Raw genomic sequence first — 20,300 nt, forward strand, 5'->3', positions numbered from 1 at the left:
CCTTGACTGGATGAACAATGCAGCGTCTTAGCGCCCTCACCGATCTGTTAAAGCATCTGTTGAAATGGCTGCTACTGGCCTTGGTCGTGGCCGTGCTGGCGGGATCGGCCTCGGCCTTCTTCCTGTTCGCCCTGGACTGGGCCACGCGCACGCGGATGGCGCACGCGTGGCTGATCTGGCTGCTGCCCGTGGCGGGCTTTGCCGTCGGCTGGCTGTATCTGCGCTATGGCCGCAGTGTCGAAGGCGGCGCGAACCTGCTCATCGATGAAATCCACGACCCGAAAAAAATCATCCCCCTGCGCATGGCGCCGCTGGTGCTGGGCGGCACCGTCATCTCGCATTTGTTCGGCGCTTCCGTCGGACGCGAAGGCACGGCCGTGCAGATGGGCGGCGCCTTGGCAGACCAGCTGACCCGCATGTTTCGCTTGAACAATGAAGACCGCCGCATCATCCTGATGGCCGGCATCAGCGCCGGCTTTGCCTCCGTCTTCGGCACGCCATTGGCAGGCGCCCTCTTCGGCCTGGAAGTATTGGCCATCGGCCGCCTGCGCTATGAAGCCATGCTGCCCTGCCTGGCTGCCGCCGTCATCGCCGACCAGGTGGGCTTGCTGTGGGCGCAGTTATTGAACATTCACCATACGCATTACGCCGTGCCCTTGATCCCCGCCCTCTCCGCCTGGACCTTGTGCGCGATGGTGATCGCTGGCGTGCTGTTCGGCGTGACGGGCAAAGTATTCGCTCAAGCCACGCACGGCTTGAGCGGCCTGATGAAACGCTGGATCGCCTACGCCCCGCTGCGTCCGCTTGCCGGCGGCGTGATCATCGCCGCCGCCGTATGGCTGATCGGCACGGACAAGTATATCGGCCTGGGCATTCCCACCATCGTCGATGCGCTGAAGGAACCGCTGCCCGCCTGGGATTTCCTCGGCAAGATGGCGTTTACCATCATTTCATTAGGCACCAGTTTCAAGGGCGGCGAAGTGACGCCATTGTTCTTCATCGGGGCGACCCTGGGCAATGCGCTGGGCCCGCTGCTGCACCAGCCCGCCACCCTGCTGGCCGCCATCGGTTTTGTCGCCGTCTTTGCGGGCGCGGCCAACACGCCGATCGCCTCCACCCTGATGGCGATGGAACTGTTCGGCGCCGAAATCGGCGTGTACGCGGCCATCGCCTGCGTCGTGGCCTACCTGTTTTCCGGCCACGCGGGCATTTACCGGGCGCAACGCAGTGGCCATGCCAAGCGCACAGAGCACAAGGATCTCGATACATGACACAGAATATCTACGACAACGACGCCTTTTTCACGGCTTACAGCCAGCTGCCCCGCTCCCTCGGTGGCCTCGACAGCGCCCCCGAATGGCCAGCCCTGCGCGCCATGCTGCCAGAGCTGCAAGGCAAAAGCGTACTCGACCTGGGCTGCGGCTATGGCTGGTTCTGCCGCTGGGCTGCCGAGGCGGGCGCGGCATCAGTGCTGGGGGTGGACGTGTCGGCAAAGATGCTGGCGCAGGCACGCAGCATGGGGGAGTACGCGGTGGTCGACTATGCACGGCTGGACCTGGAGCAATTGGTTTTGCCGCCCGCCAGCTACGACCTCGTCTACAGTTCGCTGGCGTTCCACTACATCGAGGATTTTGGCACCCTGCTGGCCGCTATCCACCACGCCTTGAAGCCTAGCGGCAAGCTGGTATTTTCCATCGAGCACCCGATCTTCATGGCGCCACGCCAGCCCGGCTGGCTGACGGATGCGCAAGGATGCAAGACCTGGCCCATCGACAGCTACCAGCAGCAAGGCCCGAGGACGTCGGACTGGCTGGCGCCCGGAGTGATCAAGCAGCACCGCACCCTCGGCACGACCTTGAATGCACTGATACGCGCCGGTTTCCAGCTGGAACACGTGGAAGAATGGGGGCCGACCGACGCGCAGGTGGCGCAACAGCCGGCCCTGGCGGAAGAGCGCGAGCGGCCGATGCTGCTGCTGGTGGGCTGCGGCCTGCGCTAGGGTCTGGCCCGCTCGAACAAATTGTCCGCCAGCTCTTCGATATCTCCCCGCATGGCCAGGACGTCGAGCCAGCGCGCAGGAATTGCCTGGGCGCCATAATAGGCGCCGGCAAGCTGGCCGACGATGGCGCCGGTTGTATCGGCATCCTCGCCCAGGTTGACGGCGCGCAATACGGCCTCTTCCAGTGAATCCGTATTGAAGAAGCACCAGAGCGCCGCTTCCAGCGATTCCACGCAATAGCCGGTGCCGCGTATCTGCTGCTCCGTTTTGCCGATGAAACTGCCGCTTGCCAGCTCCCTCAGCTTCGGTTCGGCAGGCCGGTACGCGATGCTGCCCATCAACGCTTCCTTCGCCGTGCCCGCCAGCGCACTGCACAGCAAGGCGGCAAACAGCTGGCAGCTTTCGACCGCTTCCGGCGCCGCGTGGGTGGTGCGGGAACTGTCGGCGGCGCAGGCCACGGCTGCCGCCACATCCGGATAAGCAAACAGCACGACCGGGGCCAGGCGCATGAGTGAGCCATTGCCCGCCGTGTCAGGCGCGGTGGAACCACTCCAGGGGTCGCCCGTTTCCTGGAAACTGGCCAGCGCGTCCCTTACCGTTCCGCCGATATCGAAGCAGGTGCCGGTGGAACTCAGGTAACCCCATTGCCACCAGTTCAAATACCGCACCATCTGGTCCGCCGGATCGAACGCCCCTTTCAATACCAGACTCTCGGCCAGGCACAGCGCCATCGAGGTATCGTCCGTCCATTGTCCCGGCTGCAGGCCGAATGGGCCGCCGCCAATCATGTCCGTCACGGGCGCAAAACTGCCGCGCGGGGAAAACTCCACGGTCGTGCCGACGGCATCGCCACAGGCAAGTCCCAGCATGGCGCCCAGATATCGGTCATGCAAAGTCGGCTGGTATAAAGTTGACGTCATCATGATTCTCCCTTGGTTCCTAGCTGGCCACATTGCGCGTAAAGCGCAAGGTGGATGCGCCCGCATTCACGTAGGCATACGCTTGCGCGCTGCTGAAGACGAAAAAATCGCCCGTGGCCAGTTGCCTGGTTTCCGCCGCCAGCACGAGCTGCAACTCGCCTTCGAGCACGTAGAGCATTTCGCTGAAGCCGGCCGGGTCGGCTTGCGCATCGTAGCGCTCGCCCGGCGCCAGGGTCCATGACCACAGTTCCACCTGGCGGCTGGCGGGCGCCGCGCCCAGCAGCACGGCCTGGCTGGCCTGCGATGCACTTTGCCACATCAGCACGCGCAGGCTGGCCTGCGCTTGCTGCGGCGGCTGGACGAGGTCGACAAAGGCCACGTTCAAGGCGGCCGCCACATGGTCGAGATTGGCCAGGCTGATGTTGGTGCTGCCCGCCTCCACGCCATTGACCATGCGCCGGCTCAGACCCGACAGGCGCGCCAGCTCTTCCTGGCTAAGGCCGGCGGCAAGGCGCAAGCGCCGCAAATTGGTGGCCAGGTGTGCCAGCACGCCACCGGCCTCGGCTTGACTGCGCAATATATTGCTCCTATTATGATGGGAAATATTTTGCTCATAGCATAGCCTCCCATGAAAACACACGCAAGTCCCCCTCCCGCCATGGGTCTGCCCGAACTGGCCCTGATCGCCATTACCTTCATCTGGGGCGGCACGTTTCTCATCGTGCAACATGCCGTGACGGTCAGCGGCCCCTTGGCCTTCGTGGCCGCCCGCTTTGCCGTGGCCGCGGGCATCGGCGCTCTGATTTGCCGGGGCCAGTTGCGCCAGTTGACGAAGGCGGAGTTATTCACCGGCATGGCCATCGGCGTGAGCATCTTTGGCGGCTACGCGCTGCAAACCTATGGCTTGATGCATATCACGAGCAGCAAATCGGCCTTCATCACAGCCTTCTACGTGCCCATCGTGCCGCTGGTGCAATGGCTGGTCTTCAAGCAGCGGCCCCACCCTGCCGTATGGGCGGCCGTCGTGCTGGCGTTCGTCGGCTTGCTGCTGCTGACGGGAACGGATGGCTTGAGCATGGGTTTCGGCAAGGGCGAGCTGATGACGGCCGTGGGCGCCATCGCCATTGCCCTGGAAATCATCCTCATCAGCCGCGTCTCGCCGCAGCTGAACATCCTGCGCGTGACCATCGTGCAACTGGCCACGGCGTCCTTGATCGCCCTGCTGCTGATGCCCGTCATGGGCGAAGCGCCGCCAGTACTCGGCAAGACTTTCATCCTCAGCGTGCTGGCGCTGGGTTGCGCCAGCGCACTGATCCAGTATGTGATGAACTGGGCGCAAAAGCGCATTTCCGCCACCAAGGCCACCTTGATCTATGCGGGCGAACCTGTGTGGGCGGGCGTCATCGGCCGCATTGCCGGCGAACGGCTGCCGGCCCTGGCCATCGTGGGCGCGATATTGATCATCGCTGCGGGCATCCTCAGCGAGTGGCGGCCCCGGCGTTTGCGCGCCGATGGCAAGGCCATCGTGTCATCAGATTAAGCCTCGGTACGCCGCAACTCCGCCCCGCCATGCAAGGCCAGCGGCACGGCCCTGGCCCAGCGGTTCGACGACAGCGAAAACGTCAGCGCCCGCACCTGGTGGTACCAGCCGGCGGGCACGTACAGCATGTCGCCCGGCTCGACGAGGCACTCGATCATGGTGGCCTGGCGCGCCAGGGGAAAGCGCTGGAAATCGGGCGCTTCCGGATCGAAGGGCGAGCCGAACAGGATGGCGTTCGCTTCGCTGGGATACAGAAAGGCGTCATGGTGCGGCGGCGATAAAAAGATGCGCTTGCGGCCCCACACTTGCGCGAAGATATTGTCATCGTAATCGCAATGCAAGGGCGTGACAGTGCCTGCCGGCCCGACCCAGAAGCGCGGCGGGCCCATCTTGTCGAAATACGTGGGCCAGTGGCACAAACGGTTCAGTTCGCGCAATTCCAGGTTGCCCAGGTAAGGCGGCAGCACATGCGCGCCCCCTTCCACCAGGTCCAGGTATTGCCCCATCGACATATCCTGCATGGCGCGGTCGGCAGCAAAGGCCGTGTTGATGTAGTCGCCCACCCGCGCCCGCACGGGCACATGGCTGAACTGCTCGCGCAAGACTTCGGGCGCCAGCTGGGACAAAGGCCAGCGCTGTACCAGCCCGCGCATCAGGAAAGGCAAGCCCAGCGCGGCGCGTGCGCGGAAGGCGGCGGCGTCCAGCATGCCCAGGCATGGCACGGCGGTGATAGCCGGCAAGTCACGCGCCGCCAGCTTGATGGCCTCGCGCATGGCGTCGATGGAGGTCACTCCGCGCACCTGTGCATCCTTGTCTTCGCGCGCCTGCTTGCGCGCCAGGGCCGCTTCGGGCGAACTGAATTCGGCTGGGGGCCGGGGCGGCAATGCGCGTGGCAATATGGGGGCTGCCGCAAGCGGAAGCGGCTGTTTTTTTTCTGCAGACATAAACCTTCTTTGCGATCAGGCGTCGCGCGCCATGGCGCGACCGTGCGCTATTTTAAGCCAGCAGAGCCCGTTTCAGCACATCGGCCTGCTCGCCCGCCTGGCGCGCCTTGGCCGCATACTCGCTGGCCGTGCCTGGATGCTGCCAGACCTGGGCCTTGGCGGCCAGGTTCAGATACAGTTTTTCTTTTTCCTGCAGCGCCCTGACGGCGGCCCAGATGGCGTCTTCCGCCTTGTCATGCTGCAACTCACCGAGCATCTTCGCCGTGAAACTGTGGCCCGTATGGCAGCGAAAACGCTGCGGCTGCTGGCCATGCAGCTCCCACAGGGTGCCCTGGCATTCAGGACAGGTGAAAGTCGATGGCGTGGCAATTTTTTCCAGTTGGTCCATATTCCCCACTCCCCGGGCAAAACGGTTTTCCACGGCAATCCATTGGGGTACGGGCGGCAAGGACGGCGCGGCGCTGGCCGGCGCCGAGTTGCCGCTGGCCAGCGCCAGCAGGGCCGGCCCGATCTCGGCGGCCGGCAGACGCCAGTCCACTTCGGCATAGTCGATCGCGCTTTGCGGCATCGACGGCGCCACCGCGTCCTGCGGCTCCTGCACCAGCGCCCTGCCGCCGCAAGCCTTGATGGCCTGTAAGCCTGCCGTGCCATCGTCGAGGTAGCCGCTGAGTACCACGCCCACCACCTTCGGGCCGAAAGCGGCGGCCGCACTGCGAAACAGGGGGTCGATGGCGGGACGCGTATGGTTTTCCTTCGGTCCCCGGGTCAGCTCGACCGTCGCCTGGCCGGCCAGGTTGGCAACAAGCATGTGCCGGTCCGGCGGCGCCAGCAGGATGCGCCCTGCGCGCACGGGTTCGCGTTCTTCGGCAAAGCGCACGGGCAAGGCGGAGGTTTTGCCGAGGATCTCGTGCAACACGCTGTTGCGCGCGCCTACGTGCATGACGGCCAGGATTGCCGCGGGAAAATTCGCCGGCAAGGCGGCGAAGATGGTGGACAGTGCGCTCACGCCGCCCACCGAGGCTCCCATGACGATCAACGTTTCCATGCCGGCCCTTTCCCGCCTGGATCACTGAACTATTTTGCCGCGTCTGGCGACACGATTCCGTGCGCCGGCTAACACTGTACGCAGCGTTAGCTTACAACAGAGACGTCACGACACCTGACAAAACCGTCGCGAGCGGAAGGGAGAGGTGGCCGAGAAGCGCAACCGCACTGAAGTGCGGGGGCGCCGAGCCGGTGAGCATCGCAAGCCACCTATGCCGACGCGCAGCAGGTTTGGTCAGGCGTCTTCAGACTGGCGTCTTGAATATTGGGTCCACGATGAACTGCTGCGCCTTGATGCGCAAGGTGCGCTCTTCGTCGAGTTCGGCGCGCGTTTCGCCCAGCTCTTCACGCTCCGCTTCCAGTTCCAGACGCGCGGCAGCCAGTTCCGTTTCCACGCGCGTCAGGCTTTCCAGCTTCAGCTGGGCCTGGATCAGTTCCGCGCGCGCCGCTTCGGCGGCCTCTTCCAAGCGGGGGATGCCTTCGAGCTTGAATTGCGCCTTGGCCAGGTCCATGCGGGCCTGCTCGGCCGCCTCTTCCAGGCGCGGCAAGCCTTCCAGGCGCAACTGCGCCTTGGCCAGGTCCGTGCGGGCCTGGTTCGCCACTTGCCGCTCGCGTTCAAGTTCCTCGCGCAAGGTTTCCAGCTCACCGGCCTGCAGGTCGAGCAACTCTTGCTGGCGCTCGTTCTCGCTGGCCAGGTCCATCAATTCCTGTTGATTGTCGTTCATCTCGGCTTCATGCGCGCTGTGGCTGGCGCTTAATTCCTGTCCTACATAATCGAGGATGGCTTGCTGCAGCACGGGCGACAGTTCGGCGGCGGCAGCGATCTGGCGCTGCGCACCGGCCTTGCGGCGCAGCAAGAGCTTGCTGATGGTGCCCAGGCAGGCGCCGTTGCCCAGCCGTTCGCGCAGGGCGCGCACCGTGATGGCCTGGCCTTCGCCCGCCATCGCTTCCATTGCCGCATTGATCTGTTCCGCGCTTACTTTTGCCATGTCGTCTGCTCTTGAATGTTGCCCAGGGCAATCTTGCCCAGGGGCATTATCTTATGCCAGCGGCGGCAAAGCGTAAAGTATTTCTCAATAGAAATTGCAATTGCACAACGGAAGCATGAGAAAACATGCGGCCTCAGGCAATTTATTCCTCTAACAAGCCGTTTTCCGTGAGCATATCCTGCACCAGTTCCAGGCGCAGCACGGGATTGTCCTGGCTCAGCAACAATTGTTTTTGCATGGCGCTCAGGGACAACAGCTCGCACCAGCGGTTCGCCACCCAGCCGCACTCGTCGAGCCGGTATGGCGGCTGCAAGGGCATTTGCTCGGGCGGGATCTTTTGCTCCTGCAATGTGCGGATCAGGGCGCCGAGCGCGTCGGCCACGTTCTGCTGCTCTTGCGGGATGGGGATGGTTTTATCGGGCGCCAAGGTCTCGACCTGCGCCATCCACAAGCCGTGCTTCAGCTGTTCGCTGGAAACGATGTGAAAGCGCTGCATGCCCATGCATTTGATTTGCAGCAAGCCCGACAGGGGCGCGGCCCAGTCGACGACGCGCGCCAGGGTGCCCACGGGCGCCAGAGCTTCTTGCTGGCCCGGCTTGCGCACTTCCGTGCCGTCCAGCAGCTGCACCACGCCAAACGGCTGCTCGCCCATGATGCACTGACGTATCATGTCCAGATAGCGTACCTCGAAGATCTGCAGGGGCAGATAGCCGTCGGGATACAGCACCGTATTGAGCGGGAACAAAGGTATCGAGGTCATGGCGCATGATGGCACGAATGCGATATCCGTGCAGCGCGCCTTGCGTCCCCTTTTTACTTATAAAAACGGCGCTTCTTGGCCCGCTCCGCCGCCTTCGGCGCCAGCACTTTCACGGCCTTCTTCTGGATGGTGCCGCCGGCGGACGTGCCCGGCACGCGGTGCTCGGCCTCGAAACCGGGCTCCTCGTTGCGTTTCAGGGTTTGCCGGGTCAGCGCTTCCACGGCCGACAGCAATTCCACCTCGTCGGCGCAAACGAGCGAGATCGCTTCGCCTGAAGCACCCGCGCGGCCCGTGCGGCCGATGCGGTGGATATAGTCTTCCGCCACGGTGGGCAAGTCGAAATTGACGACGACAGGCAACTGGTCGATGTCCAGGCCACGGGCAGCCACGTCGGTCGCCACCAGCACCTGCACCTCGGCCGATTTGAAGCGGGCCAGCGCGCGCAAACGGTTCGGCTGGGTCTTGTCGCCGTGGATGGAATCGGCGCGCACGCCCTGCTCCAGCAAGGTGTTCACCAATAGCTCGACACACTTGCGCGTCTTGACGAAGACCAATACCTGGCCCCAGCGCTTTTTCTTCAGCAAGTGCAAAAAGAGTTCCGGCTTGCGTTTCTTGTCGCACACGATCACCGATTGCTTCACGGCCTTGACGGTGCTGTTGCGCGCGCTGACCTCCACCGAAACGGGATCTTTCAACATGGTTTTCGCCATGGCGCGGATGGCGTCCGAGAAGGTGGCCGAGAACAGCAGGGTCTGGCGCTGCTTGGGCATGGTCATCAGCAATATATCAAGCTCGCGCTCGAAGCCCAGGTCCAGCATGCGGTCGGCCTCGTCCAGCACCAGGGTTTGCACTTGCTCGAACTTGACGGCGCCCTGCGTCTGCAAGTCCAGCAAGCGGCCTGGCGTAGCCACCAGCACGTCGAGGCCCTTGCGCAGTTTGCTGATCTGCGGCTCGATGGGCACGCCGCCGTACGCGACAAAACTGCGCAGCGGCAAGTTGCCGCCATAGCTGCGGAAGCTGGCATAGACTTGCTCGGCCAGTTCGCGCGTGGGCACGAGCACCAGCACGCGCACGCACTCGGGCGCCACCACGCCTTCCAAAGTCAGGCGCTGCAGCAGCGGCACGGCGAAACCGGCCGTCTTGCCCGTGCCCGTCTGGGCGGCGGCCATCAGGTCGCGGCCAGCCAGCACGGCAGGAATGGCCTGCGCCTGCACGGGCGTGGGCTTGGCATAACCGAGCTCGTCAAGTTTGCGGACCAGGGGATCGATCAGACCGAGGGAGGAAAACGTCATGGGGAAAGCAATCTTGGCAAAGTAAAAGGTGGCGCGCACGGACGGGCCGTGCGCGCGATTGCCGAGATTATAGGCCAGCGGGGATGCCGGCCGGGGTTTCACCGTTAAAACAAACGCGTCAAAACTTCATTTCCAGGGTCGCGCGCGCCTGCGGTGAACTCGGTGAAATGCTGTTGCGCACGATGGTGCCGCTGGCGTCCGCATACGCTGTGGTGCTTTCGAAGTCTTGCGCCAGCAAATTCGACACGGCCAGGCGCAGCTGGTTTTTCGCATCGAATTTCCACAGCGCATAAATGTCGACGTCGCGCCGCGGCGACGTATAGGCGCTCTGGCGTTCGGTGATGCGCACGGGGCCGCCATTGCGGAAATTGAAGCTGCCGCCCGTCGTCAGCACGCCATCCGGCGTCTTGTAATCGAGACCGAAATTGCCGCTGACGGGCGTTTGCTGATCGAGCCGATTGTTTGGCCCCGGCACCTGCTCCACCTGCGACCAGTTGCGGCTGACGCTGGCGCGCAAGTCGATGGCGGGCACGGGCGCGGCCAGCACGGCGCGCAGCGGGAACTTCGCCTCCAGTTCCAGTGTCTGAGTATTCGCGCGGCCATCATTGACGGGCGTGGACACCCAGCGATCATTGATGAACAGCAAGCCTTGGCGCGTATAGCCATCGATACGGCGGGCCGAGGCGCGCGCGCTGAGCAAAGCGCCTTCGGCCCAGTAGTGCTCGTACGAGGCGTCGATGCCCAGCGCCAGCTCCGGCTTCAGGTAGGGATTGCCTTCGCGGTCGGGGTCCGTCTGGCTATTGTTGGTCGAGGTATTACGACGCGGAATCAGGCTCGCCGTGGGCTGCGCCTTGTAGGTGCGCGTCAGGGCCAGGCGTACCTGGTCACCCTTGGTATCAGGCAACTTCCACAAGGTTTGCAACAGCGGGCTCCACACGCTGGTGCGCTGGCTCACTTCATCATAGGTATTGCCCGCGCTGCGCGTGTCGATGCCTTCCCAGCGCACGCCCGCATACATGGACCAGCGCGGCGTGATTTCCCAGTCGTCCTGCACAAACAGGGCCAGACGCTTGATGGTGGCATCGAAACCTTCGTCGCTGTCGACGGGCGGGCGCGCACCCGAGGTGCCCAGCACCGCTTCGCGCTGGCGGCGCGTTTCCTCGCGCTCCGTGTAGGCGCCGTCCCAGCCCATCGACAGGGCGTGGCCGGGCAGCAAGGGTGTGGAGTACTTGCCGGTCGAACTGACGCCGTTTTCCGTCGCCTTCACGCCCACTTTGCGGTCGAGCGCCAGGCCGTTGCCATCGATAAAGCCCTGCTGCAGGCTGTCGGACGTATTGCGGGCGGCCGAGGCGCCAACTTTCAGTTCCAGCCGGGCGCCGCCGGCCAGCTTGTGCATCCACGTCAGGTCGCTGCGGCCGAAGGCATTGTGGTTGCTGGAGCTGCCCGTATTCGTGTCGTAATCGGGGCGCATGCCCTGCTGCGTTTCCGCGCGGCTGAAATTGCGGTGGTTCGAGCGCCCGCCATTGAAAAAGAATTGCGCCGTCACGTTATCGCCGTTGGCCAGCACCCAGTTCAGGCGTGGCGACAGATTGATGCCTTCCGGGCGGCCATCGCCCGTGCCGTTCGTGCGGCGCAGCAGGTTTTGCCGACCATCGGGCGCGTAGCCCAGTTCCAGCCCGGGATTGTCGTAATGGTAGTCGTAGCGGAACAGCGAGCCAGCCAACGAATACGAAAAATTGCCGTCGCGGTCGGACAGTTGCACGTTGACGCTGGGCGAAAAGCTCACGTCGCTACCCTGCACGCCCAGCTTGAGCTCGCGCTGCGCTGTCTTCACGGCTTTCTTGAGCACCACATTGATGGTGCCGGCAATCGACTGCGTGCTGTATTCGGCGCTGGCCGCATGCAAAATCTCGATGCGTTCGATCACGTCCGGCGACAGGGTGTCGAGCGAAAAACCGGCCGGCGCCCGCTCGCCATTGAGCAATATCTGCGTGTAGCCGCTGCCCAGGCCGCGCATGCGGATTTCGCCGCCCGAGCGCCCGGCCGCGCCGGACACGGTAATGCCGGGCAAGCGCTTGAGCACGTCGGTGACATTCGTGTCGCCATACTTGAGGATTTCCTCGCTGCCAACGACCATCTTGCTGGCCGTATCGTCGCGGCGCGGATCATAGTCGCTGCCCTTGACTTCCACGGTTTGCATCGCGGGCGCGGCGGGCTTTTCAGCCTTCAGCGGCGCAGAGGCAGCGGCAGCGTCGGCTGGCGCTTCGGATTGCTGGGCCTGGGCATTCCAGGCAAGTAAAACGGCTGAACAAAGGACGGTAAGGCGAAGGCAACGGCGTGGCATCATGACCTGGCTAAAAAAGTTGGCTGAATAAAAATGGCTAAAAGCTAAAAAACAGGCCGCTGTATTGTGCTGTAATTTTTTCCAAGTGACACAGTTTCCTGAAAATATTTCCTATGGCAAATTAAATTCGGCGGCGGGCTGCGATACGCACCCTTGCATACGGCGCATAGTATTGCGCGCCACATCGCCGCTATAATGCGTTTTCACCATTGTTCCCATCACCCCGTCAAAGGCTTCCCATCGTGTCTGACCGTCTTGCCGTCCTGCCTCAATATCTGCTTCCCAAAGGAGCGTTGACCAACTTTGCCGGCCGTGTCGCCGGCGCCAAAGGCGGCGCCATGACGACGCGTTTGATCCGCTGGTTCGTCGGCTACTACAACGTCAACATGGATGAGGCGCTGGATCCGGACATCACGCACTACACGAGCTTTAACGACTTTTTCACGCGCGCGCTGCGCCCCGATGCCCGTCCGCTGGCCCAGGCCGACTACGTCTGCCCCGTCGATGGCCGCATCAGCCAGTTCGGCAGCATCGACAAGGACCAGATCTTCCAGGCCAAGGGCCACAACTTCAGCACGACGGCCCTGGTCGGCGGCGATGCGGCACTGGCGGCCCAGTTCGAACACGGCAGCTTCGCCAATCTGTACCTGAGCCCGCGCGACTACCACCGCATCCACATGCCCTGCGACGGCCGCCTGACGCGCATGATTTATGTCCCTGGTGAATTGTTCTCCGTCAACCCGACGACAGCGCGCGGCATTCCCGGCCTGTTCGCCCGCAACGAGCGCGTCGTCTGCGTGTTCGACACGGCCAACGGCCCCTTCGTCATGACCCTGGTCGGCGCCACCATCGTCGGCAGCATGGCCACCGTCTGGCACGGCGTCGTCAACCCGCCCCGCACGGGACAGGTGCGCGACTGGAGCTATGCGAACGACAATGTCGTGCTGAAACAGGGTGAAGAGCTGGGACGCTTCCTGCTCGGCTCCACCGTCGTCATGCTGTTCCCGAAAGACACCGTGACGTTCAATGCCAACTGGCAACCGGCCGGCCCCGTGCAGCTGGGCGAGGTCATGGGCAACCTGCCCAAGTAAAGCATCCGGACGCGCGCCTAGACGGGCGCGTCCGTGCGATACATCTCCTCCATCAGATCCAGAAACGCGCGCGTCTTGGCCGGCATCAAGCGCCGGCCAGGAAACACGGCCCAACCCGTGACCAGCGGGAAACTCCACTCCGGCAACACCCGCACCAATTCCCCCGTCGCCACATACGCCTTGGCAAAACGGTCCGTGCTGGCCGCGATGCCCACGCCCGTGCACGCCATGCGCACCAGCAATTCCGGCGAGTTGGCCAGCAGGCGCACGGGCAGATCGCGTTCCCACGTCGTCTTGCCGCGGATCAAAGTCCAGTGCACGAGGCCATGCACGGCCCGTGGCAAGCTGAGCAGATCATGGCCATACAGATCGTCGGGATGCTCGGGCAAGCCGTGCACGCTCGTGTATTGCGGCGAGGCATACAACGCCAGGGTGCTGAAGGCCACGCGGCGCGCGGACAGGCTGGCGTCGTCGGGCAAGTTGCCCATGCGGATGGCCAGGTCGAAATTTTCTTCCAGCAAATCCACCCTGCGCGCCGACAAGTCCAGTTCCAGCGAAATGGCAGGATAGCGGCGCACGAACTCGGCCAGCACCTGGCGCATCAGGGTGTCGCCAAAGTCGGCCGGCATGGAAATGCGCAGCAAGCCGCTGGGACCTGCCTGCCGGTGCTGCGCCAAGGCGCCGGCCGCCTCCGTTTCCTCGACCACCTTGCGCGCATGCTCGAGCAGGCTGGCGCCAAACTCCGTCAGCGCCAGCTTGCGCGTGGTGCGCAGCAGCAATCGTTCGCCCAGTTTTGCTTCCAGCAGCGAGATGCGGCGCGACAGGGTCGACTTGGGCAAGTCCACGCGCACGGCGGCACGACTGAAACTGCCGCATTCGACGACTCTGGCAAACAGCAATAAATCTCCGGGATCGATATCCATACTTTTGATTGTTCCATGAGTGGATTAATGTTATCCATTTTAACGGCTTCCGCATCAATTTTGGAATTGCTATAGTTCATCCATCGCAAGACACCTCACAACGGAGAAAACAAGATGAACATCCTGCAAATCAATTCCAGCGCCCGCAGCACCGGTTCCGCCTCGACCCGCCTGGCTGACGCCATCGTCAGCCGCGTACAAGCAGCCAACCCGGGCGCCGCCCTCGTCCGCCGTGACCTGGCTGCCGCACCGCACCCCGTGCTCGACGAGCCGACCCTGCAAGCGCTGTTCACGCCAGCCGACAAGCGCACGCCGGAGCAAGCGGCCCGCATCGCCCTGGACGACGCGTTGATTGCGCAAGTGCAAGCAGCTGACGTGATCGTCATCGGCGCGCCGATGTACAACTTCGGTATCACCGTGCAACTGAAAAGCTGGTTCGACGCGATTGCCCGCGCCAACGTCACCTTCAAGTACACGGAAAACGGCCCTGTTGGCCTCTTGACCGGCAAGAAAGTCTACGTGGGCCTGTCCCGCGGCGGCTTGCACCGCGACAGCGCCAATGATAGCCAAGTGCCTTACCTGAACACCATGTTCGGCTTCCTGGGCCTGACCGACGTGCAGTACGTGTATTCGGAAGGCATGGGCATGGGCCCGGAAGCCGTGGCCAAGGCACAAGCCCAGGCGGACGCCGAGATCAACGCCATTTTGGTGTAATTCCCAGCAGTGAAAGGGACGGCGCAGTGGCGCCGTCCTGGCCTAGAGGAGAAAGCAATGAGCGACATCACCACCGTCAACAAGCCACGCGCCGTCGAGCGCGTGATCGCCGGCCAGGCCGTCATGGATGGCGCCGGCGTGAAGATCAACCGCGTGCTGACGCAGCAACTGCAGCGCCGTCTCGACCCGTTTTTGATGCTCGACAATTTCGCCAGCGACAAGCCGAACGACTATATCGCCGGCTTCCCCGAGCATCCACACCGCGGCTTTGAAACGGTCTCGTACATGATCACGGGGCGCATGCGCCACAAGGACAGCGCGGGCCACGAAGGCTTGCTGACGTCGGGCGGCGTGCAATGGATGACGGCCGGCAGCGGCGTGATCCACTCGGAAATGCCGGAGCAGGAAGAAGGCGTGATGGAAGGTTTTCAGCTGTGGCTGAACCTGCCCGCGCGCGACAAGATGCGCACGCCGTGGTACCGCGATTTCACGAGCAGTGAAATCCCCCGCTACACGACGGAGGCAGGCGTGGCCGTGCAAGTGATCGCCGGCGAGAGCCATGGCGTGACGGGCGCCGTGCAGCGCGAACTGACGGAACCGTTGTACCTCGATATCGACCTGCCAGCCGGCGCCAGTTTCGAGCAGCCCTTGCCGCCAGGCCATAACGCCTTCATCTACACGTTCCGTGGCGAAGTGCAGGTCGACGGCAAGGCCGTGCCCGCCCTGCGCATGGCGATCTTCGCCAACACGCCGGGCAGCGACGGCGTGCGCATCGAGGCGCCCGAAGGCGGCCGCGTGATCCTCGTCGCCGGCCAGCCCTTGAACGAGCCGATCGCGCAATATGGCCCGTTCGTCATGAATACCCAGGCGGAAGTGTTCCAGGCCGTGCAGGATTTCCGCGAAGGCAAGTTTGGCGAGACGGCGCCGCAGTAAGCTTGTCTCCGTAAAAATGTTTGCTCCAGGTAAAACCTGCAGTGCCTCACGGCCTGCAGGTTTTTTTATGCGCCGACTATTTTGTTGCTTTTCAATTACACTGACGGCAACATCATTCCACAAAGCATTCCATGCATCCCACGCACGACAACACCGAACACGACGCCACCCATTTGCACGCCCACCTGAAAGGCGACGCCAAGCATACCCACTCGTTCGAGGGACGCAGCCAGAGCATCCTCGCGTGGGCGCTGGGGCTGACCCTGTCATTCGCCGGCATCGAGGTCATCGCCGGTTTCATGTCCAATTCGCTGGCCCTGATTTCCGACGCGGGCCACATGGTCACGGACGCGGCCGCGCTGGGCCTGGCCCTGCTGGCGCAGCTGATCGCGCGCCGCCCGCCTTCCCCGCGCCACTCGTTCGGCTTTGGCCGCGCCGAGGCGCTGGCCGCCTTCGTCAACGGCCTGGCCATGCTGTGCGTGGTGGGCTGGATCTGCTATGAAGCCGTGCAGCGCTTTTCCGCGCCGCAAACCGTGCAAGGCGGCATGGTCTTCATCGTCGCCTTCATCGGCCTGGCCATCAACCTGGTGGTGGCGTGGGTCTTGTCGAAAGACAAGCAAAGCGTCAACACGCGCGCCGCCCTCGTGCATGTGATGGGCGATTTGCTCGGCTCGGTCGCCGCCATCGTCGCCGGCGCCGTGATTTACTTCACGGGCTGGATGCAGATCGACCCGCTGCTGTCCGTGCTGGTGTCCCTGCTGATCCTGAAGTCCACGTTCGGGGTATTGAAAGAGTCCTACCACTTCCTGATGGAAGGCGTGCCCATGCACATTGACTACATCCAGGTGGGCGCGGACGTGGAGCAGGTGGACGGCGTGATTTCCGTGCACGACCTGCACGTATGGGACATGTCGCCAGGCCAGCCAGCCCTGATCGGCCACGTGGAAATCGAGCATCTCGACCATTGGCCGAAGGTCTTGCGGGCGATCAAGAAGATGTTACTGAGTAAGCATGGCATCGACCATATTACCTTGCAGCCGGAGACGGCGGCGATGGCGGGGTTGCATGCGGGTGACAAAACCCACTAGCAAGGACCGGGGTCGTACCCTCAGGGTACGACCCCAGCATCTGTCCTTGGGGTGCAAAGACTAGCTACGCCTTGCCTCCAGCACCCCACTCACGTCTTTAATTACATTCAGCGCCTTCAACAACTGCGCCGTCGAGCTGATCTCGGCCGTAAAGGTCATGCGGGCCTGGCCCTTGGCGCTTTGGGTATTGACGCCGATGACGTTGATCTTTTCACGCGAAAAGATTTCGGAGATGTCGCGCAGCAAACCCTGGCGGTCGCCTGCCAGAATGAAAATGTCGACCGGATACACGGTGTCGTGCCCGCCCGTGCTGCCCCACTCCGTGAAGATCACACGCTCGGGCGACTTGGCGCGCATTTCCTCGAAGTTCTTGCACGTGGCGCGGTGTATCGACACACCCTTGCCGCGCGTGACAAAACCGACGATGCTGTCCGGCGGCGCCGGCTTGCAGCACTTGGCCAGCACGGTCATCAAGCCTTCGGTGCCCACCACCAGCACGCCGGACTTGGCGCCCTGCTCCACGCTGGAAGCGCGGCTTTTGCCGACCAGCACGGCGTCTTCCGGCACCACCACTTCGCCATTGTCGTGCAGCGCCTGCTCCACGTGGCGCAGGCTGAATTCATCCTTGCCGACCGACAGGAACAGCTCGTCGACTTTCGCAAAACCCAGCTTTTGCGCCAGCGCTTCGAGGTTGACGGCCGTCTTGCCTTCGCGCTGCAAGGATTTCTCCACCAGCGCGCGGCCGTGGGCCAGGGTTTCCTGCATGTCGATGGCGTGGAACCAGGCGCGGATTTTCGAGCGCGTGCGCGTGCTGACGGCGTAGCCGGCGCTGAGCCAGTCGCGCGACGGCCCGGCCGTGCCCGGCGCGCCCTTGGCCGTGATGATTTCGCAGGTCTGGCCGTTTTTCAGTTGCGTATTCAGCGGCACCATGATGCCGTCGACCTTGGCGCCGCGGCAGCGGTGGCCCACGTCCGTGTGCAGGTGATAGGCAAAGTCGACGGGCGTGGCGCCCACGGGCAACTCCAGCACCCGCGCTTGCGGCGTCATGACGAAGATGCGGTCGTCCAGGGTGGCCGATTTGAGCTTTTCCACCCATTCGCGCTGGATTTCTTCCTGGCCCACGACGGCGTCGGCCACTTCCGTTTTCCAGGCCAGCAACTGGCGCAGCCAGGCGATCTTTTCGTCGTATTTCTGACCGGCAAAGTTCGAACCGCCCTCTTCCTTGTAGCGCCAGTGCGCGGCCACGCCGTATTCGGCAAAGCTGTGCATTTCATTGGTGCGGATTTGCACTTCCAGCGGGCGGCCATCCTCGGCCGTCACCACCGTGTGCAGCGACTGGTAACCGTTGGGTTTCGGCCGCGAAATGTAATCGTCAAATTCTTTCGGGATGGGGGTCCAGATATTGTGGACCACGCCCAACACCGTGTAGCAGGTTTTCACGTCGGCAACGATGACGCGGAAGGCGCGCACGTCGTACAGGGCCGTAAAGTCCAGTTCCTTGCCGCGCATCTTGTTCCAGATGCTGTAAATGTGTTTCGGGCGGCCAAACACTTCCGCCTGGATACCGGCCGAAGCCAGTTCCGTCTGCAGGCGCAAAATCGCGGAGGAAACAAAACCCTCGCGCATCATGCGCTTTTCTTCCAGCATCTTGGCGATGCGTTTATACGCTTCCGGCTCGATGAAGCGGAACGACAAATCTTCCAGTTCCCACTTCAGCTGCCAGATGCCGAGGCGGTTGGCCAGCGGCGCGTACAAATCCAGCGTTTCCTTGCCGTATTCACGCGTCATTTCGTTAAACAGCTTTAGTTCGGCAAAGTAACGCAAGGTCGTCACGCAGGCGGCCAGGCGCACCAGCACGACACGCATGTCGGAAGCCATCGCCAGCAACATCTTGCGCAGGGTTTCCACCTGGGCCACGGCTTGCTGCGCCGCATTCTTGCCGCGCCCGCCGACGCTGCCGTGCTGCGCCTGGGTCAGCGCGCGCAAGCGGATCAGCTGGCGCACGCCTGTCGCCAGGTCGCACACCTGCTTGCCGAAACGGGGCTCGATGTCGGCCGCCGTGTCCGGTTCCAGCAGGGTCAGCTCGAACATCAGGCCGGCGATGCGCGTTTCCGCATCGCTGCGCAGGAAAGCCAGCGTGGTGGCCACGCCGATGGCGAACTCCAGCGCGGAGCGGCCGGCAAAGGTCTGCTTGTCGCCATACGCTTCGGTGGCATACGCGAGCGCGTCCAGCACGCGCGCGCAGTCCGGCGCACTCAAGCCCTCTACCAGTTGTTCCGAGGTGACGCTATTCGGGGCCGAGATGGAAACCATGTAATACCTTTAAACTTGATGACTGAGCAACTTGATGACTTAGCGTTCTGCAGCGATGATGACGATTTCCACCAGGCAAGCCGGATTGGCCAGTTTCGCTTCCACCGTGGCGCGCGGCGGCGTGTGGCCTGAGGCGACCCAGTCGTCCCACACTTCATTCATGCCGGGGAAATCCTTCATGTCGGCGATGTATATCTGGCACGACAGGATGCAAGTCTTGTCGCTGCCCGCTTCCATCAGCAAACGGTCGACGTGGCCGAGCACTTCGCGCGTCTGGCCGACGATGCCTTGCGTGGTGTCTTCGGCGATCTGGCCCGCCAGGTAGATGGTGTTGTTGTGTATGGCTACTTCGGAGAGGCGTTTGCCTACGTGCAGTCGTGTAATTTCCATGCTTCTTCTTTCGGTTGTTTCAAAATCTGTACAGCGTTACTGATTGTTACTGACTATTACTTGCCCAGCAAAAACTTGCGGGCGATGGCGATCTGGTCGTCGTGGACGAAAGTGGGCGCATGGCCCACGCCGGCGATTTCCACCAGCTCCGCCTTCGGGCCGCGACCGAGCATGATCTGCGCCGTCTCGCGCGACAGCAGGTCCGATTCCGACCCGCGCACCAGCAAGGTGGGGCAGCGCACGGCATCATACGCGGCCCACAGCATGGCTTCGTCGCTGGCCGCCGATTCCGGCGTGGCCGAGCGGAACGGCATGGCCAGTCCCATATCATAGTGGCGGCGCCAGTGGCCATCCTTATCCTGGCGCAACACATCCACCGCCAGTTTATGCCATTCCGCGTCCGTGTGCGGGCCGAAGCTGGCGGACACGTCGCGCACGAACCTGGCGCCCTGTTCAAACGTCTCGAAACGCAGGTCCTGGCCGATGTAGTCGCCGATGCGCTGCAAGGCTTCCGGCGCCAGGGTCGGGCCGATATCGTTCAGCACCAGTTTGCTGATCGGGCTGTTGGGCAACGAGGCCAGGCCCAGGCCGATCAAGCCGCCCATCGAGGTGCCGAACCAGTCCACCGTCTGGCGCTCGCCATTGGCCAGCACGCGCGCCAGCAGGGTCACCATGTCGCTCACATATTGCGGCACGCGGTAAAACTGGGGATTGGCCAGCCAGCCAGAGCGCCCGCGTCCCACCACGTCGGGGCAGATCACGCGGTAATCGCTGGCCATGGCGCGCGCCAGGTTGTCGAAGTCGTCCGCCACGCGCGTCACGCCATGGGCGCAGACGAGCACGTTCGGATTATCGGCCGCCCCCCACTCCTTGTACGACATGGTATGCAAGCCTGCGGGGGAGATGCATTGCACGGATTTGATGCTCGCTTCGATCATGCCAATTCCTTATTCGATATAAAAAGAGCACCGCTTCCTGCCCGCCAAGAGGTGTCCCGCGCGCGACGCTACGGCAGT

Annotated in this window: 19 protein-coding genes; 7 read left to right on the forward strand and 12 right to left on the reverse strand. The window is 63.2% G+C overall.

Features of this window, described 5'->3' with window-relative positions; genetic code table 11:
* Positions 1–17 precede the first annotated feature (17 nt).
* Complete coding sequence (locus ACPJXG_RS16205; RefSeq protein WP_425251687.1) at positions 18–1,271, forward strand: voltage-gated chloride channel family protein; 1,254 nt, start codon at positions 18–20, stop codon at positions 1,269–1,271.
* A complete protein-coding gene (locus ACPJXG_RS16210) occupies positions 1,268–1,999 on the forward strand; it encodes a class I SAM-dependent methyltransferase (protein WP_425251688.1) in 732 nt (243 codons plus the stop codon). Before ACPJXG_RS16205 ends, ACPJXG_RS16210 begins: the two co-directional genes overlap by 4 nt.
* On the opposite strand, the gene ACPJXG_RS16215 is transcribed toward ACPJXG_RS16210, so the two are convergent.
* Positions 1,996–2,922, reverse strand: coding sequence for an ADP-ribosylglycohydrolase family protein (locus ACPJXG_RS16215; RefSeq protein ID WP_425251689.1), 927 nt, complete (start codon positions 2,920–2,922; stop codon positions 1,996–1,998). The two genes, ACPJXG_RS16210 and ACPJXG_RS16215, sit on opposite strands and share 4 nt — an antisense overlap.
* A gap of 16 nt (positions 2,923–2,938) precedes the next feature.
* Positions 2,939–3,496, reverse strand: a complete 558-nt coding sequence (locus tag ACPJXG_RS16220) for a helix-turn-helix domain-containing protein (protein WP_425251690.1) — start codon at positions 3,494–3,496, stop codon at positions 2,939–2,941.
* 51 nt (positions 3,497–3,547) lie between these two features.
* On the opposite strand from ACPJXG_RS16220, the gene ACPJXG_RS16225 reads away from it, so the two are divergent.
* Positions 3,548–4,459 (forward strand): DMT family transporter, encoded by a 912-nt coding sequence (locus tag ACPJXG_RS16225; protein ID WP_425251691.1) that lies wholly within the window; start codon positions 3,548–3,550, stop codon positions 4,457–4,459.
* On the opposite strand, the gene ACPJXG_RS16230 is transcribed toward ACPJXG_RS16225, so the two are convergent.
* The 6 genes from ACPJXG_RS16230 to ACPJXG_RS16255 form a co-directional block, all read right to left on the reverse strand.
* Complete coding sequence (locus tag ACPJXG_RS16230) at positions 4,456–5,403, reverse strand: cupin-like domain-containing protein (protein ID WP_425251692.1); 948 nt, start codon at positions 5,401–5,403, stop codon at positions 4,456–4,458. The genes ACPJXG_RS16225 and ACPJXG_RS16230 overlap by 4 nt on opposite strands.
* 52 nt (positions 5,404–5,455) lie before the next feature.
* A complete protein-coding gene (locus ACPJXG_RS16235) occupies positions 5,456–6,448 on the reverse strand; it encodes a chemotaxis protein CheB (protein ID WP_219310555.1) in 993 nt (330 codons plus the stop codon).
* Positions 6,449–6,692: 244 nt separating this feature from the next.
* The gene (locus ACPJXG_RS16240) at positions 6,693–7,436 is read right to left on the reverse strand and encodes a DNA-binding protein (protein WP_035818092.1); all 744 of its coding nucleotides are present in this window, start codon (positions 7,434–7,436) and stop codon (positions 6,693–6,695) included.
* A gap of 142 nt (positions 7,437–7,578) precedes the next feature.
* Positions 7,579–8,196, reverse strand: a complete 618-nt coding sequence (locus ACPJXG_RS16245; RefSeq protein WP_425251693.1) for an LON peptidase substrate-binding domain-containing protein — start codon at positions 8,194–8,196, stop codon at positions 7,579–7,581.
* Positions 8,197–8,249: 53 nt separating this feature from the next.
* Positions 8,250–9,488 (reverse strand): DEAD/DEAH box helicase, encoded by a 1,239-nt coding sequence (locus ACPJXG_RS16250; RefSeq protein WP_425251694.1) that lies wholly within the window; start codon positions 9,486–9,488, stop codon positions 8,250–8,252.
* A 118-nt stretch (positions 9,489–9,606) separates the two neighbouring features.
* On the reverse strand, positions 9,607–11,688 hold the full coding sequence (locus ACPJXG_RS16255) for a TonB-dependent receptor plug domain-containing protein (protein ID WP_425251695.1): 2,082 nt from the start codon (positions 11,686–11,688) through the stop codon (positions 9,607–9,609).
* A gap of 386 nt (positions 11,689–12,074) precedes the next feature.
* Here ACPJXG_RS16255 and asd point away from each other — a divergent pair, with 386 nt between their 5' ends.
* A complete protein-coding gene (asd, locus tag ACPJXG_RS16260; protein ID WP_425251696.1) occupies positions 12,075–12,923 on the forward strand; it encodes an archaetidylserine decarboxylase in 849 nt (282 codons plus the stop codon).
* Between the two features lie 17 nt (positions 12,924–12,940).
* Here the strand turns inward: asd and ACPJXG_RS16265 are convergent, their stop codons facing one another.
* A complete protein-coding gene (locus tag ACPJXG_RS16265; protein WP_035818083.1) occupies positions 12,941–13,846 on the reverse strand; it encodes a LysR family transcriptional regulator in 906 nt (301 codons plus the stop codon).
* Positions 13,847–13,960: 114 nt separating this feature from the next.
* On the opposite strand from ACPJXG_RS16265, the gene ACPJXG_RS16270 reads away from it, so the two are divergent.
* From ACPJXG_RS16270 to ACPJXG_RS16280, 3 genes are all read left to right on the forward strand, one after another.
* The gene (locus ACPJXG_RS16270) at positions 13,961–14,560 is read left to right on the forward strand and encodes an FMN-dependent NADH-azoreductase (protein ID WP_425251697.1); all 600 of its coding nucleotides are present in this window, start codon (positions 13,961–13,963) and stop codon (positions 14,558–14,560) included.
* 57 nt (positions 14,561–14,617) lie between these two features.
* Positions 14,618–15,493, forward strand: coding sequence for a pirin family protein (locus ACPJXG_RS16275; RefSeq protein WP_425251698.1), 876 nt, complete (start codon positions 14,618–14,620; stop codon positions 15,491–15,493).
* A gap of 131 nt (positions 15,494–15,624) precedes the next feature.
* Positions 15,625–16,581, forward strand: a complete 957-nt coding sequence (locus ACPJXG_RS16280; protein ID WP_425251699.1) for a cation diffusion facilitator family transporter — start codon at positions 15,625–15,627, stop codon at positions 16,579–16,581.
* A 60-nt stretch (positions 16,582–16,641) separates the two neighbouring features.
* Here the strand turns inward: ACPJXG_RS16280 and ACPJXG_RS16285 are convergent, their stop codons facing one another.
* Genes ACPJXG_RS16285 through ACPJXG_RS16295 form a run of 3 tightly spaced genes read right to left on the reverse strand, consistent with a single transcriptional unit; the run spans position 16,642 to position 20,222 of the window.
* The gene (locus ACPJXG_RS16285; RefSeq protein ID WP_035818071.1) at positions 16,642–18,894 is read right to left on the reverse strand and encodes a RelA/SpoT family protein; all 2,253 of its coding nucleotides are present in this window, start codon (positions 18,892–18,894) and stop codon (positions 16,642–16,644) included.
* 39 nt (positions 18,895–18,933) lie between these two features.
* Positions 18,934–19,284, reverse strand: coding sequence for a RidA family protein (locus tag ACPJXG_RS16290; protein WP_034784210.1), 351 nt, complete (start codon positions 19,282–19,284; stop codon positions 18,934–18,936).
* A 56-nt stretch (positions 19,285–19,340) separates the two neighbouring features.
* Entirely contained in the window at positions 19,341–20,222 is an 882-nt protein-coding gene (locus tag ACPJXG_RS16295) for an alpha/beta fold hydrolase (RefSeq protein WP_035818069.1), read from the reverse strand.
* Positions 20,223–20,300 lie beyond the last annotated feature (78 nt).

It is taken from the genome of Janthinobacterium sp. NFX145, from assembly GCF_049810325.1.
In the GTDB taxonomy this organism is placed as follows: Bacteria; Pseudomonadota; Gammaproteobacteria; order Burkholderiales; family Burkholderiaceae_D; genus Janthinobacterium; species Janthinobacterium rivuli.